Below are 15,319 nucleotides of genomic sequence, written 5' to 3'. Positions count from 1 at the left end.
CCTGCTTTAGGTTTAACTGCTATCCGCATTGCAGCAACTATCAACCAGGCGCATAATTAGTCTGCTTACTTATATTCAATCGATAGCGCAAACAGCGCGTCACACTGCGGAACGCTATGTCAGCCTCAGATGCCCCCATCAACTGGAAACGTAACCTCACCGTTGCCTGGTTGGGTTGTTTTTTAACCGGCGCAGCCTTTAGCCTGGTCATGCCCTTTTTGCCGCTCTATGTCGAGAGTCTGGGCGTCACGGGTCATAGCGCCCTGAACATGTGGTCAGGCCTGGTCTTCAGCATCACGTTTCTCTTTTCCGCCATCGCTTCTCCTTTCTGGGGTGGCCTTGCCGATCGCAAAGGGCGAAAAATCATGCTGCTGCGCTCCGCGTTGGGCATGGCTATTGTGATGCTGCTGATGGGGCTGGCGCAAAATATCTGGCAGTTCTTAGTCTTGCGCGCCCTGTTGGGCCTGCTCGGCGGTTTCATTCCCAACGCTAATGCGTTGATCGCCACCCAGGTTCCACGCAATAAAAGCGGCTGGGCGCTGGGAACGCTTTCCACCGGCGGCGTTAGCGGTGCGTTACTTGGGCCCCTGGCGGGCGGTCTGCTCGCAGATCAGTACGGGCTACGCCCGGTCTTTTTCATCACTGCCAGCGTACTTCTCCTCTGCTTCATCCTGACGCTTTTTTTTATCCGCGAGCGTTTCCAGCCGGTGAGCAAGAAAGAAATGCTGCACATTCGTGAAGTTGTGGCCTCGTTAAAGAACCCCAAACTGGTGTTGAGCCTGTTCGTCACTACCCTGATCATTCAGGTAGCAACCGGCTCTATTGCGCCAATTCTGACGCTGTACGTTCGCGAACTGGCTGGTAACGTCAGTAATATCGCCTTTATCAGCGGGATGATCGCCTCCGTACCGGGTGTGGCTGCATTAATTAGCGCCCCAAGACTTGGCAAACTCGGTGACCGAATTGGCCCGGAGAAGATCCTGATTGTTGCTCTGGTTATCTCCGTACTGCTGCTTATTCCAATGTCGTTTGTACAATCGCCCTGGCAGCTTGGCGTTCTGCGTTTTTTATTGGGTGCAGCCGACGGGGCCCTCCTTCCGGCGGTACAAACGCTACTGGTTTATAACTCAACCAATCAGATCGCCGGACGTATTTTCAGTTATAACCAGTCATTTCGCGATATCGGCAACGTAACAGGTCCCTTAATGGGGGCGGCAATATCCGCCAACTACGGTTTTCGCGCCGTTTTCTGTGTGACCGCTGGCGTCGTACTGTTTAACGCCATCTACTCATGGAATAGCCTGCGCCGTCGCCGGAGTACGGAGGTCTTGGGATGATTTGTGCATTTATATTTGTAAGATCGGAGTAATAAGTTTATCAACCACGACGTACTTTCCAGTCTTAATGATAATAGTAACACACCTTATTTCTACCAGAGTTTTTGGCTTCATACAAAGCAGCATCGGCATATGAAACAACTTTATCCGCAGATTCATCATCAATTTTGCTACAATAGACCCCGATACTGATCGTCATTTTTTCTTTTAACTCATATGAGTTTGGTATTGTCGTACCATTCTGTACATTTCGCCTAATTCGCTCTGCAACAACAATTGCCTCATCTTTATCGTTACATTTAAGAAGGATCGCAAATTCTTCACCGCCTACTCTGGCAAAAATATCCGTATCTCTGATTGATTTATTGATAATATCGACAATGCTGATTATTACTCTGTCACCTTCCTGGTGACCGTAGGTATCATTAATCCGTTTAAACTTATCAATATCCAGAACCATTACACACACTGCGCCTTTTGCTAACGATGATTTTAATGACTTATAGAATAGTTTACGGTTATATATTTTAGTCATTGCGTCTTTGATAGCTGAATCCGTTTCCTTTTTTAGGATGATAAAGGTGTTGTACATCAGTATTGAGATTATGCACAGGGTACTTATCACCTCAATCCCGCGACTGATATACCAAATATACATGCTATATTCATCCAGGCTCAGAAGTAATACATTGGTTAATATTGCTGAGCAACACACGAGTCCTATGCTTTTCCACAGTATATTGTGCGTCCTGGTTTTAATGATTAAATACAACAGGACCAGTCCCCAGGACACAATAAGCGAATAAATGTACCCAATATGCCAGTGCACCGTAGCATTATCAGGCTTCAGACTGGTGATCTCGAGTGTAAAATTAGGATTGTAGCTGGCCAGAGTGTGCGCCATCACCGAGATAACAATCATAATTAAAAAAGCCAGAACGATATAGCAAGGTTCTCTTTCTTTGGTTTCAATAACTGTCGAGGATATTTTATAAGATTTCAATGAAACAAATAGCAGAGCGATGAAACTAACCTGCCGAAAGTAATAGAATATAGCTATATCGTTAGTTCTTTTTTCGATTGAAGCATGATCATTAATCAAGTCTTGTACGATGTAGATAGTCTCGACGAAAAATATGTTATTCCCAAGAAACGCCATACCTAATATCATGAGGCAGGTGAGATCTTTTCTACAAAGATACTGAAACAACATAAAAAGGAAAATTATCCCATATAAAAAGAACAAGCCTACAATCACAATCAGATATACTGTTTGCGGGACACTTTGTATCGTTAATTTAAATTGTGTAAGATACAAACCACCAAGGACATAGCTAGTCAAACAGACTATATAGAAAGCCATTAACCTTCCATTATTTGAATTACCGTTATCCATAACAACCTTAAGGGAATTCTTAATTTTGCATTTTATATAATAAAGCATAAGGTTTTGCAAACTATTATCCCCGTACAACTTCAATGACACTTATTCATTTCTTATTTAATGGTTTCTTTTAGATTTATAACCTTTGTCATTAATCATCTATTATTATGTATTTTCTTTTATTACCACTCACACCATTAACGATCTCGACACACAAAAGATACTTTTCCATTTCCAGAAACACTGGTAAGTTTAGCCATTTTCAATGATTACATCTGCAACACTTCCGTATCGGGTATTATCTTTTTATTTACTTTCATTAGGTTATGCGAATGACTTCATAGTCATTCGCATTAACACCCTAAAACACCTAAAAAATGACGTTCAACACTGAAGCTTTCCTTATATAAGGTCAGCTATTATTTTTTTGATTATGATTACTCCATGCTAAATCAGAAACATTACTTTTTTTTGTTGATTTTTTTTCCTGATATTACGCCAGCTTCAGCTTCTGCCAATGTAAATTTTTCCATAAACTACCAGCCAAGTTCTGTAGCCATTGCAGCCAGTCGCTATCCGTTTAAGTTAGCCACGCAGCTAACGGGTTTGACGCTCTGCGAAACGGCGTCTATAGATTGAATAATCATCATTTATTGTTCACATTAGGAGAAGGATTATGGCAAAGAATGACATGTATTTTTATGCCACGCTGGAAGAGGCTATTGATGCGGCTCGTGAAGTATTTCTGGCTGATAACCCTGACCTTGCGCCTGACGAAGCAAGCGTTCAACAGCTAAGCGTACAAAAATACGTGCTACAGGATGGCGACATTATGTGGCAGGCGGAATTCTTTGCTGACGAAGATGATGTAGATGGTGAATGTCTGCCAATGCTGAGCGGAGAAGCAGCCCAGAGCGTTTTCGATGGCGACTATGATGAAATTGAGATCCGCCAGGAGTGGCAGGAAGAAAACACGCTTCACGAATGGGATGAAGGTGAATTCCAGCTGGAACCGCCCCTTGATACTGAAGAGGGTCAGACCGCAGCCGATGAATGGGATGAGCGATAGTTACTCATAAGGTCCATGGTGAATGTCGAGCGGCAGCAGCAGCGTATCAAACACCAGCGAAAATGGCAGGTCGAGGATGGTGACGTAGCGCCACGCGGAGTCCCTGACATCCCATTGCACGCCCGGATAGTATTGGTTTCCGTGCCCTTGTCCTGGGATAGTTCGACTAATAATACTGCCGCATCCGCTCAGGAAGAACACCATGATCCCCACTGCCAATATTCGCACCTGATATCTCCCGACTGATTTATTGAGTATAAAAAAATACCGGCACCAGGCCGGTATTTTCAGGTAACTGAACGCTTATTTTTTCCTGAGCGCCAGCGGGTTCAGGGTCAGCCCCTGATAGTAATTCACCCACGAAGAGTACTTATCAGGTGAGTTCCAGACGCGATAGTGTAAACGCGCCATCGTCACAGGATCGCTCAACAGCACCAGACGTCGATCGCGATTCAGTTTCTCCGGCGTTTCGTTCAGCGCCTGCTCCACATGACGGTCACGGGCAATCTCAAGCACGTTACTGGCGCGGTGACGCGCAGTCGCCATTGCCGTTGCCAGTGCGTTAAACGATGGGTTGAACACCGCATGCATAAAACCGTCGTCTAACGTACGATTACGGTTCATCACCAGATAAGTATCCGTATCCACCAGCACCTGCGGCGGAGAATACTCTTCCGGGATCAGGAACAGCTTCCAGCGCTTGGTACGTAACCCAACCGTCGAACGGCTGGAAATCACGGAAACAAACGGTGACAGGATCAGCGAGAAGACAATCGGCGCCAGCCAGAACAGGAAACGCAAATCCAGCCAGGCCATGCCTACCGCCCATACCAGCCCCAGCAGTAACTGAGACCCGTGACGCATAAACGCTTCACCCCACGGGGTGGAATCGTCATCGCGCTGCGGTGAATTCCACACCACTTCCCAACCGAGGAAAGCGCTCACGACGAAGACGGTATGGAACAGCATGCGCACCGGAGCCAGCAGCACGGAGAACAGAACCTCCAGCAGCAACGACAGCGTGACGCGGATAAACCCGCCGTACTCTTTTGTCCCTTTACACCAGATAAGTAAAATACTCAGCAGCTTCGGCAGGAACAGCAGCACCATCGTTGAAGCAAACAGCGCGATAGCCAGCTCAGGACGCCACTGCGGCCATACCGGGAACAGCTGACGCGGTTGCAGGAAGTACTGCGGTTCCGTCAACGCGTGCACCACCTGCAAAGCGGTAGACAGCGCGAGGAACATAAACCAAAGCGGCGCGGACAGATAGGACATAACGCCGGTCAGGAACACCGCACGGTGAACCGGGTGCATCCCCTTAACCAGGAACAGACGGAAGTTCATCAGGTTGCCGTGGCACCAGCGGCGGTCACGCTTGAGTTCATCCAGCAGGTTTGGCGGCAGCTCTTCATAAGAACCCGGCAGATCGTAGGCAATCCACACGCCCCAGCCAGCACGACGCATCAATGCCGCTTCCACGAAGTCATGAGAGAGGATTGATCCTGCAAATGAGCCCTCCCCTGGTAACGGCGCGAGTGCACAGTGCTCGATAAACGGCTTCACGCGAATAATCGCGTTATGGCCCCAGTAGTGCGATTCACCCAATTGCCAAAAGTGAAGCCCGGCGGTAAACAGCGGACCATAAACACGGGTCGCAAACTGTTGGCAGCGCGCATACAGCGTATCCATACCGGAAGCCTTCGGCGAAGACTGGATGATACCGGCATTTGGATTCGCTTCCATCAGGCGCACCAGCCCGCTCAGACAGTCACCGCTCATCACGGAGTCCGCGTCCAGCACAACCATATAGCTGTACTGATTTCCCCAGCGACGGCAGAAGTCATCAATGTTGCCGCTTTTACGCTTCACGCGACGACGACGACGGCGGTAGAAAATCTGTCCTTCGCCCTGCACTTCGGCAATCAGTTCCATCCACGCTTTTTGTTCCGCTACGCAGATATCGGGGTTGTAGCTGTCGCTCAGAATGTAAACATCGAAATGCTCGGCGTTGCCCGTTGCTTTAACCGACTCCCACGTGGCGCGAAGTCCCGCAAATACGCGGTCAACGTCCTCGTTACAGATAGGCATAATCAACGCGGTACGGTGTTCGGGATTCAGCGGTTCGTCCCCTACCGTTGAAGCGGAGATACTGTACTTATCTCGCCCAATCAGCAGTTGCAGGAAGCCCATCAGCGCGGTCCAGAATCCCGCTGATACCCAACAGAAAAGCACGGCAAACAAAATCAGAATGCCGGTCTGGAGCATATAGGGCAGTAGTTGCATAAAGGAGACCCACAAATCCTGCCCCATCATGTCTACCGGATTAATGAATGCCCAACCCTGATACGGAAGGATTGTCTTCATATACCAGGTCGCTACCACCGTTTGCGCCAGCGTTAAGATCAGCAGCGTATAGCGGCGAATGGTGCCAACGGTACGCCATTTTTGCTCGCTCTCTTGTTCTTCTTTCGTCAAACGCGAAAGATACCGCGGCGTTACATCACGCCCACGCAGACGGTCCCAAAAACGGCCAACCGGATTGGTACGCCAGGGATCGGGGAACATAGAGGTACGCGTTGCTTTTGGCATCGCCTGCAGCTGATCGCGCCCCTCATCATCCTTAACCAACTGCTCTTTCGCCAGAGAATCCGGCCATGCTTGCTCAAGGCGAGCTTTCACAGAACCCTGCGGTGAATCATCTTCGCGCGAGTACGTACGATGCTCGGCATCCAGCGCCTGATGAACGGCGCGGATGTCAGTTTTCGGCAGTGCCGCTTTTTCGATATCCGAAAGCGGCATTGCGTCAATATACTCAGTTGTCTTATTCATTGGCAGGTAACTGGTAGCTCCAGGTTTCACTCAGCGTCTGATCGGCATTGACCAAGGCAGCACGCATTTCAGTGGTTTTCTTCACGTCTTTCACTTTCACGCGCAGCATCAAACGCCAACCTTTAGAGACCGGGTTGTAGCGCACGGTGCTTTCAACGATTTCGCCGTTGTCGCCAATACTGGTTTGTGCGGTAACCGGAGTATCCTGCGGCAGCTTTTTCATATCTGTGCCGGTAAAGTCCACCACAAACGCGATGGTACCGTCAGGCTGACGAATCAGGTTGGACTGTTTTACATCACCGGTAGAACGACGGGTCTGCTGTACCCAGGCGCTATCAGGCGCATGAAGCTTGTCTTCATCACGCGTGAACGTCAGGGTGTACTTGAAGTTCATCTCTTTACCGGCTTCTGGCAGTTGATCCGGCGTCCAGTAGGCAACAATGTTATCGTTCGTTTCATCGTTAGTTGGGATTTCAACTAACTCAATCTTACCTTTACCCCAGTCACCTTTTGGCGTGATCCAGGCGCTCGGACGCAGATCATAACGATCGTCGATATCTTCAAAACGCGAGAACTGACGGCCACGCTGTAGCAGACCGAAACCTTGTGGATTTTCCATAGCAAAGCTGCTCACCGCGAGATGTTTCGGGTTATTCAGCGGACGCCAAATCCACTCACCGTTACCTGCGTGGATGGACAAACCGTTAGAGTCGTGCAGTTCCGGACGATAGTTCGTTGTCGGAGAAGGCTGGTTTGGCCCGAACAGGAACATACTGGTTAACGGTGCCACGCCCAGTTTGCCCACTTTGTCGCGTAGATAAACTTTGGACTGAACATCGACTACCGTGTCACGACCTGGAATGATGACAAAGCGATACGCTCCGGTTGCGCGCGGAGAATCCAGCAAGGCATAAATGGTCAAACGTTTATCAGTTGGTTTCGGACGCTCGATCCAAAACTCACGGAAGCGGGGAAATTCTTCGCCAGAAGGCAGCGCGGTATCAATCGCGAGACCGCGAGCAGACAGACCGTAGACCTGTCCTGCACCCAGAACACGGAAATAGCTGGCACCGAGCATGCTGACAATTTCGTCGTTTTTATCTTTGCTGTTGATCGGATACAGCACTTTGAACCCGGCGAAACCGAGATCTTTTACCGTGTCTTTATCATGCTGAACATCGCCAAAATTAAAGTAATCCGGGCTGTATTTGATTCTTTTCACCGCAGTAGCGGTAACTTCGTTGATTTTGACCGGTGTGTCGAAGTACATACCCTGGTGGTAGAACTCGAGCTTAAATGGGGTCTTGAGATTGCTCCAGTAGGCTTTATCGCGATTAAACTGGATCTGCTGATAATCCGCATATTTCATATCGCGGAAAACGGAGGGCAAGTTACTTTTTGGCGCCTCATAGCCTTTACCGGCTAAGGATTGAGCTTGTTTTGCAACATCATCAATGCTGAACGCCCAGCTCGATGATGTGTACAGCGTTAACATAACTGCTGCACCCAACCAACGCATTTTCATCATTTGTAGTTTATGTTTCATAATTAGTAAGCACTTCCCCCTTTGTGTGCTTATATTGATCCGATCCATTTTAATGGATAATCGGGTATTCCGACAACTGAATCCCTGTATTGTTCGCGCGCTGGCTCATGGTTTAAGCAGGTTCATCTGCCTGTTTTCACTTTGCGTGCTTATCCTGGAGACAGGTTGTTGGACTTCGTGTAGGGTTGCCCTCGAATGTAACCATTATTCGTCTTAGGGATAAGACGAAAAGTCTGAGAATACATAACTGTCTATGAGCTCTGTAACACCACCACGCGAATATTTTCTTGACTCCATCCGTGCCTGGCTAATGTTGTTAGGGATCCCGTTCCATATTTCATTGATTTACTCGACCCACACCTGGCACGTGAACAGCGCGGAACCGTCATGGTGGTTGACCCTTTTTAACGACTTTATTCATGCCTTTCGCATGCAGGTCTTCTTTGTCATTTCGGGTTATTTTTCCTACATGCTTTTTTTGCGCTATCCGTTAAAGCGCTGGTGGAAGGTACGTGTAGAACGCGTGGGGATCCCAATGCTAACCGCGATTCCATTGCTTACACTGCCGCAATTTATCATGCTGCAATACGTAAAGGGGAAAGCAGACAGCTGGCATACCCTTAGCGGCTACGATAAATATAACGCGCTGGCCTGGGAGCTGATTTCCCATCTATGGTTTTTACTGGTTCTGGTGGTGTTAACGACCGTGAGCATGTGGGTGTTCACCCAGATGAAAAACAGGCTGACGCAAAGCGACGCCGCCAGCTCGCCTGCGGTATCAATGACTAAATTAACGCTAATTTTTATCTTGTTGGGCGTCGGCTATGCCGCCGTCAGAAGGACGATTTTCATCCTTTATCCTTCGATTCTCAGCGATGGCATGTTCAATTTTATTGTTATGCAAACGCTGTTCTATGTGCCTTTCTTTATGCTCGGCGCACTGGCGTTTATCAACCCGAATCTGAAAGCGCTGTTTACCACGCCGTCGCGCGGCTGCACGATAGGCGCAGGTTTGGCGTTTGCGGCATACCTGCTCAACCAGCGTTATGGCAGCGGCGATGCCTGGATGTATGAAACCGAATATGTCATTACCATGGTCATGGGGCTGTGGATGGTGAACGTCGTCTTTTCGTTGGGTCACCGTTTGCTTAATTTCCAGTCGGCCCGCGTGACCTATTTTGTCAACGCGTCGCTGTTTATCTATCTGGTGCACCACCCGTTAACGCTGTTTTTTGGCGCTTACATCACACCACATATCTCGTCGAATCTGCTTGGTTTTCTCTGCGGTCTGCTGTTTGTGGTTGGAATTGCGGTGATATTGTACGAAATCCATTTACGTATACCGGTGCTGAAGTTTCTCTTCTCGGGTAAACCGCCCGTTAAGCAGGATAAAAACAAGGCCGTGGCTGGCTAGATTTTCTCGCATTCATTGTGTGGCTCAGAGCAGCCACTCAATGGGTAACACGGATGCCAGCTTTACCAGAACCCGCTTCCAGAATCCTGTGGCGGGTTCTTTTTTCAGTACCTGTTCATTGCCAGCAAGCCGATCGACCCAATTAATTCTCCCCCAGCGGTCGAGGCGTAGTTGCCAGGCCATATCACGCTGGCTTTGCATAAACCGTTGATGAATCAATTCGGCCAGCACTTCGCTCTCAATCACAAACCCCATTTCCGTATTGAGCAGCGTCGAACGGGGATCAAAATTAAGCGAACCGATAAATACTTTACGGCCATCAATGCTGAACGTTTTGGCATGCAGGCTGGATCCTGAATTACCGGTTAATCCACGATCGTGAACAACCGAGACGCGATCGAGGGTCGGTTTAAGCTCGTATAATTCCACGCCATAGCGCAGCAGTTTTTTTCTCCAGCGCGCATAGCCCGCATGGACGATTGCCACATCATTCGCCGCCAGTGAATTGGTTAAAATAGCAATCTTGACCCCTTTTCTTACCAGTCTCAGGAGCTGTGCCACACCGGCTCGAGTCGGCACAAAGTAGGCGGAAATAATATCGATACGTTCAGTCGGTGAGCCCATCACGTCAAACAAACGCTGCGGTAATAGCGAGTGGCGCGGCGCTTTCCCTTCACCTTTTGCAGGGTCATCGCTCAGCAAACGCGTTTTCGCCCAAATCAGCGGCAGCGACCTTTGATCGAGACTGCTCATAAACTGGCTGGTTTCCAGCTTATGCAAATAGCGACGGGTAATATCATCGTTATACCAGGATTCGGGTAACTCAATACGCTGAACGTAATCTGACTCAGACATCTCAAGCACGTTTTGCAATGTTGACACCGAGCGACAGTGCCAGTAACGCTCAAAATCATCCGCGACATCTTTGACAACCGGCCCAATGGCCATGACGTCCAGGTCGGAAAACAGCGGTTGTTCGCCTGCACCAAAATAGGCATCGCCGATATTACGCCCTCCAACGAGAGTCACTACGCCGTCGGCGGTATAACTTTTATTGTGCATCCGCCGATTAAGCCGGGCAAAATCGGTTAAATAGCCCAAAGCGCGCAGGATGCGAAAGGAAAAGGGATTAAACAGGCGAACTTCTATGTTAGGGTGCTTATCCAGCAAGCGCAGCGTGTCATCAAGGCCAGGTGTGTTGTTATCATCCAGCAGCAAACGCACCCGAACGCCACGTTTCGCCGCGGCCAGCAGAACGGAAAAGAGCAATAGTCCGGACATGTCGTTTTCCCAGATGTAATACTGCACATCCAGGGTACGTTCCGCCATTTCCGTTAACCGATAACGAGCAGCAAACGCATCCAGGCTGTCATCCAACGTAAGAATGCCGCATTCTCCTGGGTGGTTTTCGCACAGTGGCGTAATGGCACGCTCAAGTCGCGTCATATCAGTCCGCGTTATCATCGCCTTGTTGGGTAAGCAATCTGTTGTAAAGTTGGGCGTTTTCTTCATCAAAGCACACGAAGTAAATTTGATCAGGAAGCGCGCGGCGGGTAATAAATCTTAACACCGTTTTCACCGCTATTTCTGCCGCAGCGGCACGCGGATAGCCATAAGCTCCGGTGCTGATCGCCGGAAAAGCAATAGATTGATAACCATTGGCAAGAGCCAGTTGCAGGCTATTTAAATAAGCCTCTTCGAGGTGTTCGGCCTCTTGATGACCTCCACCTTGCCAGACGGGCCCTACCGTGTGAATCACCGCTTTTGCCGCCAGTTCCCCCGCCAAAGTAATAACGGCATGCCCTGTCGGGCATTCTCCCTGTTGCTGGATAACCTGTTTACAGGCCGCCAATAACGCAGGTCCGGCAGCGCGATGGATCGCCCCATCTACGCCACCGCCGCCCAGTAGCGATGAATTGGCCGCGTTGACAATCACATCAACAGCGACCGTCGTAATGTCGCCATGTAACACATGAACACGCGATTGCATAAGTACCCCCCTGACAAAACACTATATGTTAAGTGTACAGCAGGGTTTTCCTTGAAATCTCACTTTTTAACCACAAGCATGCATATCTACGCCGGAACGATTCATTTATATTCAATATTAAGAATTGCCATATTTTTCTGTTCATTAAGGTAGTGCATTTTGACTGTGGCAATTTGCTGCACATTCTGAGGGGCCATAGCGACTTGTTGTGGATTGTAGAGACTATGCCGGCTGCTCCCGTCACGGATACATGACAATTCAATTTGTTGCTGCTGGGTGTTAACGTCGCACGGCGGTTCAACTATTGCACCGCGAAAGTGAATAATTCCACCGGTTGTGATTTGCTGCGCCATCGCAGGAAGGGTTAAAAGAGAAAAAGTACACAAACTGGCACTTAAAATACGATTAAATAATGTACACATAAGGGTTCCTCAATGATTAATCATCCTTGAGGGATCGAAATGATCCTTCACTGCTGCGAGTTACGATCAAATAAAAACGATTACCCGTTTCTATATTCATAGAACAGCACCGCATTCCCAGCCACACCCTTAATGCAAATCCAGCAAAAAACTATGGATGGCTGGTTGAGTCTGGCCATTGTTGCGACAGATGCAGAGACTGCCCATCCGAAACGGTAACGATAATTTTGACCGAATCCGCCAGTGAAATATTAAAGCTCAGTTTTGTTAATTCAATTGGCCGATTAGCGGAGACCGAAAGGCTTGTTTTCTGCTGCGATTGGCTTTGCCCCCCCTCCCCCTTACGGATAGCAAGGACTTGCACCTCACATACACATGGTTGAGTTAACGTCACCTGAGGAATGATGGTGTACATATCACCTTGCTGAGTGGTGTTGAATGTTATTTGATTTGCCAGCGCGGCAATGAGTAATAACGTATGCATTATATTCTCCCGAAAAAAAACAGGGCTCACGCCCTGTTTATTATCAGTCAGAAAACTGAATTAGTGTTGGTTAGCTGTGGCGTTGTTGCCAAAACCAACCTGGCGGATCAGAACGTTGGAGTCAGACGCGGTCTGATTTACCAGCGCGCCGTTACGGCCGCCGAACTGGGTCACGCTAATATCAGCATTTTTAGCATTCCACTGATCGATAGTGGCGCTGTTCTGGAAACCATTTTGTTTCAGGTTAATGGTACTGTCATCAGCACCTTGTCCTACAACTGCCCCGTTTCCACGCCCGTGTTGTGTGATGGTGACATCTGATTTACGCGCATCACTTTGCAGCGCATTCGCTACGTTGCCTGAACCATATTGGTAGATGCTCATTGAAGAATCCGGGCCGTAGTTACTACCGCCACCATGATGATTATTGCTGCCCCATTGCGGAACAACACCAGCCAGAGCACTGCCAGAAACTACGATTGCTGCGAATGCTGCCACTTTTAAAAGTTTCATGGTAAACCCCCATCGGATTGATTTAAAAGTCGTTAATGGATTAGCGTTGAGTAACGCGAATTGCCATATGCGACTGTCTCTGCACCACAACTGCTGTTTTTTGTGTACCGTACTGGGTAATATTGGCTTTATTACCAGAGCCTTTCTGGATAATCACCGCCGTATTACCGTATGAACCTTGTTTAATACTTGCATCATTGGAACTACCCGTTTGATCAATATATGCAAAGTTATATGATCCCGTCTGATCTGTTTTCGCCCGGTTACCAGAACCTTCTTGCGAAATGACCGACAATAACTTCGAGCCCCCTTGACGAGTATTTGCACTGTTCGCAGTGCCAACCTGACCAATAATGGCTGCCTGATTAAATGAAGACTTACTTAATTCATTTACCGCGAAGTTATATTCTGAATTAGCTAAATCATAACTTGAAGCGGATGCAATCCCAGGCACACCCAGCATTGTAAACATCATAAATAACAACTTGTTTTTCATGTTGTCACCCTGGACCTGGTCGTACATAAAGTTAAAATTATTTACCACTCAAATTGTTGTTAACATGACTTACATTTGTTAACGTCACGTTACGATGAAGAGTATGTCTGCTGAAACATTTTAAATAACTCACCCGCCAGTGGTATTTTTATATCCAGATTCACCCCAAAGTACTAATTAACCGTGAATAATACCGTTACAGCTTTGGATTTCATTTATTTTATAAGCCGGTGAGTGAATTTCTATGCAGTAACAAAGAACGCCCGCTTCCCGCGTTTTCTGGGCCTTGCAGGCGATACTGAGATAGTCATTGGTACAAGTCGTGACAAGCATCATTTTTTTCCATCTAAAATTGTTCAACTTAAAGTGAGACAAAAAGATCAGAATTCATTAGAAACCCAAGACCATCTAATCAAAAAATTAACACTTAATAATCAACTGTTTATTATAATTTGTATGATTTTTTAAATCTGTGCAATAACGTTAAAATGTACAACTTTACTATCAAATCTAAACTCCACAAAAACCCAAAAATCATATTTTAATATATAAATTTACATTCTGTAACATGTTTAACACTTGCTTTAAGATTTGTAATAGCTAGATTGAAATCAGTTGAAGTCCATTTGTTTTAATATTTTCACCCCTTTGGGTCGATATTTTATTTCTACACAGCAGTGCAACATCTGTCAGTACTTCTGGTGCCTCTATTTTAGTAGAGACAGCTGTCAGGTGTGCGACTAAAAAAGTGGAGTTTCATCATGTTTAATGAAGTCCATAGTATTCATGGTCATACATTATTGTTGATCACAAAACCATCCCTGCAGGCAACTGCGTTATTACAGCATTTAAAGCAATCGCTGGCGTTAACCGGAAAACTACATAATATTCAACGTTCTCTGGATGATATTTCCTCCTGCTGCATTGTTTTACTCGATATGATGGAGGCAGATAAAAAACTGATCCATTACTGGCAAGATAATTTGAGCAGAAAAAACAACAATATAAAGACGTTATTGTTGAATACTCCAGATGATTATCCTTACAGGGATATTGAAAACTGGCCGCATATCAATGGCGTATTTTACGCAACCGAAGATGAACAACGTGTGGTAAGCGGTTTGCAAGGTGTGTTGCGCGGTGAATGCTACTTTTCACAAAAGCTCGCCAGCTACCTGATCACGCATTCCGGGAACTACCGTTATAACAGCACGGAGTCGGCATTACTCACTCACCGTGAAAAAGAGATCCTTAATAAATTACGTATCGGCGCCTCAAATATTGAAATCGCTCGCTCACTGTTCATCAGTGAAAATACGGTGAAAACACATCTTTATAATCTTTTCAAAAAGATAGCTGTCAAAAATCGTACGCAGGCGGTTTCGTGGGCTAATGATAACCTCAGGCGATAAAGCCATGAAACGCTATTTGACCTGGATTGTGGCAGCAAATTTATTGCTTGCTACCGGGAATCTACACGCGGCCGTAGAGGTGGAGGTTCCCGGACTGTTAACTGACCACACTGTCTCTTCCATTGGCCATGATTTTTATAGGGCCTTTAGTGATAAGTGGGAAAGCGAGTACACAGGAAACTTAACTATTAATGAAAGGCCCAGTGCGCGTTGGGGAAGTTGGATCACCATAACGGTCAATCAGGACGTTATCTTCCAGACTTTTTTATTCCCGACGAAAAGAGACTTCGACAAAATAGTTGTCTTCGCATTGGCAGAAACTGAAGAAGCATTAAATCGCAGGCAAATAGATCAAACACTATTAAGCACAAGCGATTTAGCGCGCGATGAATTCTAAAACATGATTTTGTCCGGAGGCTT

15 protein-coding genes are annotated in these 15,319 nt (G+C 47.2%); 5 read left to right on the top strand and 10 right to left on the bottom strand.

Annotated features, from left to right (window positions below):
• The first annotated feature begins 116 nt into the window (after nt 1-116).
• Nucleotides 117-1,337, top strand: coding sequence for a multidrug efflux MFS transporter MdtG (gene mdtG, locus E1B03_RS10385; RefSeq protein ID WP_133086160.1), 1,221 nt, complete (start codon nt 117-119; stop codon nt 1,335-1,337).
• A 64-nt stretch (nt 1,338-1,401) separates the two neighbouring features.
• On the opposite strand, the gene E1B03_RS10380 is transcribed toward mdtG, so the two are convergent.
• Nucleotides 1,402-2,733 carry an MASE4 domain-containing protein gene (locus E1B03_RS10380; protein ID WP_207949462.1) on the bottom strand — a complete coding sequence of 444 codons (1,332 nt, stop codon included), beginning with the start codon at nt 2,731-2,733 and terminating at the stop codon, nt 1,402-1,404.
• Nucleotides 2,734-3,412: 679 nt separating this feature from the next.
• On the opposite strand from E1B03_RS10380, the gene E1B03_RS10375 reads away from it, so the two are divergent.
• Nucleotides 3,413-3,790 (top strand): MysB family protein, encoded by a 378-nt coding sequence (locus E1B03_RS10375; RefSeq protein ID WP_103771519.1) that lies wholly within the window; start codon nt 3,413-3,415, stop codon nt 3,788-3,790.
• Here E1B03_RS10375 and E1B03_RS10370 read toward each other — a convergent pair whose 3' ends face one another.
• From E1B03_RS10370 to mdoG, 3 genes are all read right to left on the bottom strand, one after another.
• Nucleotides 3,791-3,994, bottom strand: a complete 204-nt coding sequence (locus E1B03_RS10370; RefSeq protein ID WP_222841271.1) for a YceK/YidQ family lipoprotein — start codon at nt 3,992-3,994, stop codon at nt 3,791-3,793.
• Nucleotides 3,995-4,093: 99 nt separating this feature from the next.
• Nucleotides 4,094-6,622, bottom strand: a complete 2,529-nt coding sequence (mdoH, locus tag E1B03_RS10365; protein ID WP_019076449.1) for a glucans biosynthesis glucosyltransferase MdoH — start codon at nt 6,620-6,622, stop codon at nt 4,094-4,096.
• Nucleotides 6,615-8,150, bottom strand: a complete 1,536-nt coding sequence (gene mdoG / locus E1B03_RS10360) for a glucans biosynthesis protein MdoG (RefSeq protein ID WP_103771520.1) — start codon at nt 8,148-8,150, stop codon at nt 6,615-6,617. The genes mdoH and mdoG overlap by 8 nt, the downstream gene beginning before the upstream one ends.
• Nucleotides 8,151-8,421: 271 nt before the next feature.
• Between mdoG and mdoC the strand changes: the two genes are divergently transcribed.
• Nucleotides 8,422-9,582 carry a glucans biosynthesis protein MdoC gene (gene mdoC, locus E1B03_RS10350; protein ID WP_103771468.1) on the top strand — a complete coding sequence of 387 codons (1,161 nt, stop codon included), beginning with the start codon at nt 8,422-8,424 and terminating at the stop codon, nt 9,580-9,582.
• Between the two features lie 24 nt (nt 9,583-9,606).
• Here the strand turns inward: mdoC and E1B03_RS10345 are convergent, their stop codons facing one another.
• The 6 genes from E1B03_RS10345 to csgB all read right to left on the bottom strand — a co-directional run bounded on the left by E1B03_RS10345 (nt 9,607) and on the right by csgB (nt 13,487).
• Nucleotides 9,607-11,094, bottom strand: coding sequence for a phospholipase D family protein (locus tag E1B03_RS10345; RefSeq protein ID WP_103771469.1), 1,488 nt, complete (start codon nt 11,092-11,094; stop codon nt 9,607-9,609).
• Nucleotides 11,030-11,572: an O-acetyl-ADP-ribose deacetylase gene (gene ymdB / locus E1B03_RS10340; protein ID WP_103771470.1), complete on the bottom strand. Its 543-nt coding sequence runs from the start codon at nt 11,570-11,572 to the stop codon at nt 11,030-11,032. Before ymdB ends, E1B03_RS10345 begins: the two co-directional genes overlap by 65 nt.
• A gap of 101 nt (nt 11,573-11,673) precedes the next feature.
• Nucleotides 11,674-11,994: a type 1 fimbrial protein gene (locus tag E1B03_RS10335; RefSeq protein WP_133086158.1), complete on the bottom strand. Its 321-nt coding sequence runs from the start codon at nt 11,992-11,994 to the stop codon at nt 11,674-11,676.
• Nucleotides 11,995-12,145: 151 nt separating this feature from the next.
• Nucleotides 12,146-12,478, bottom strand: a complete 333-nt coding sequence (gene csgC / locus E1B03_RS10330) for a curli assembly chaperone CsgC (protein WP_133086157.1) — start codon at nt 12,476-12,478, stop codon at nt 12,146-12,148.
• Between the two features lie 60 nt (nt 12,479-12,538).
• On the bottom strand, nt 12,539-12,991 hold the full coding sequence (gene csgA / locus E1B03_RS10325) for a curli major subunit CsgA (protein WP_103771473.1): 453 nt from the start codon (nt 12,989-12,991) through the stop codon (nt 12,539-12,541).
• 40 nt (nt 12,992-13,031) lie between these two features.
• Nucleotides 13,032-13,487 (bottom strand): curli minor subunit CsgB, encoded by a 456-nt coding sequence (gene csgB / locus E1B03_RS10320; protein ID WP_103771474.1) that lies wholly within the window; start codon nt 13,485-13,487, stop codon nt 13,032-13,034.
• Nucleotides 13,488-14,248: 761 nt separating this feature from the next.
• Between csgB and csgD the strand changes: the two genes are divergently transcribed.
• Nucleotides 14,249-14,899, top strand: coding sequence for a biofilm master transcriptional regulator CsgD (gene csgD / locus E1B03_RS10315; RefSeq protein WP_133086156.1), 651 nt, complete (start codon nt 14,249-14,251; stop codon nt 14,897-14,899).
• A gap of 4 nt (nt 14,900-14,903) precedes the next feature.
• A complete protein-coding gene (csgE, locus tag E1B03_RS10310) occupies nt 14,904-15,296 on the top strand; it encodes a curli production assembly/transport protein CsgE (protein ID WP_103771475.1) in 393 nt (130 codons plus the stop codon).
• Nucleotides 15,297-15,319 lie beyond the last annotated feature (23 nt).

Source organism: Citrobacter arsenatis (assembly GCF_004353845.1).
GTDB classification, from domain to species: domain Bacteria; phylum Pseudomonadota; class Gammaproteobacteria; order Enterobacterales; family Enterobacteriaceae; genus Citrobacter; species Citrobacter arsenatis.
Note: the sequence above shows the minus strand (reverse complement) of the source record. Positions and strands in the feature narration are given on the sequence as shown.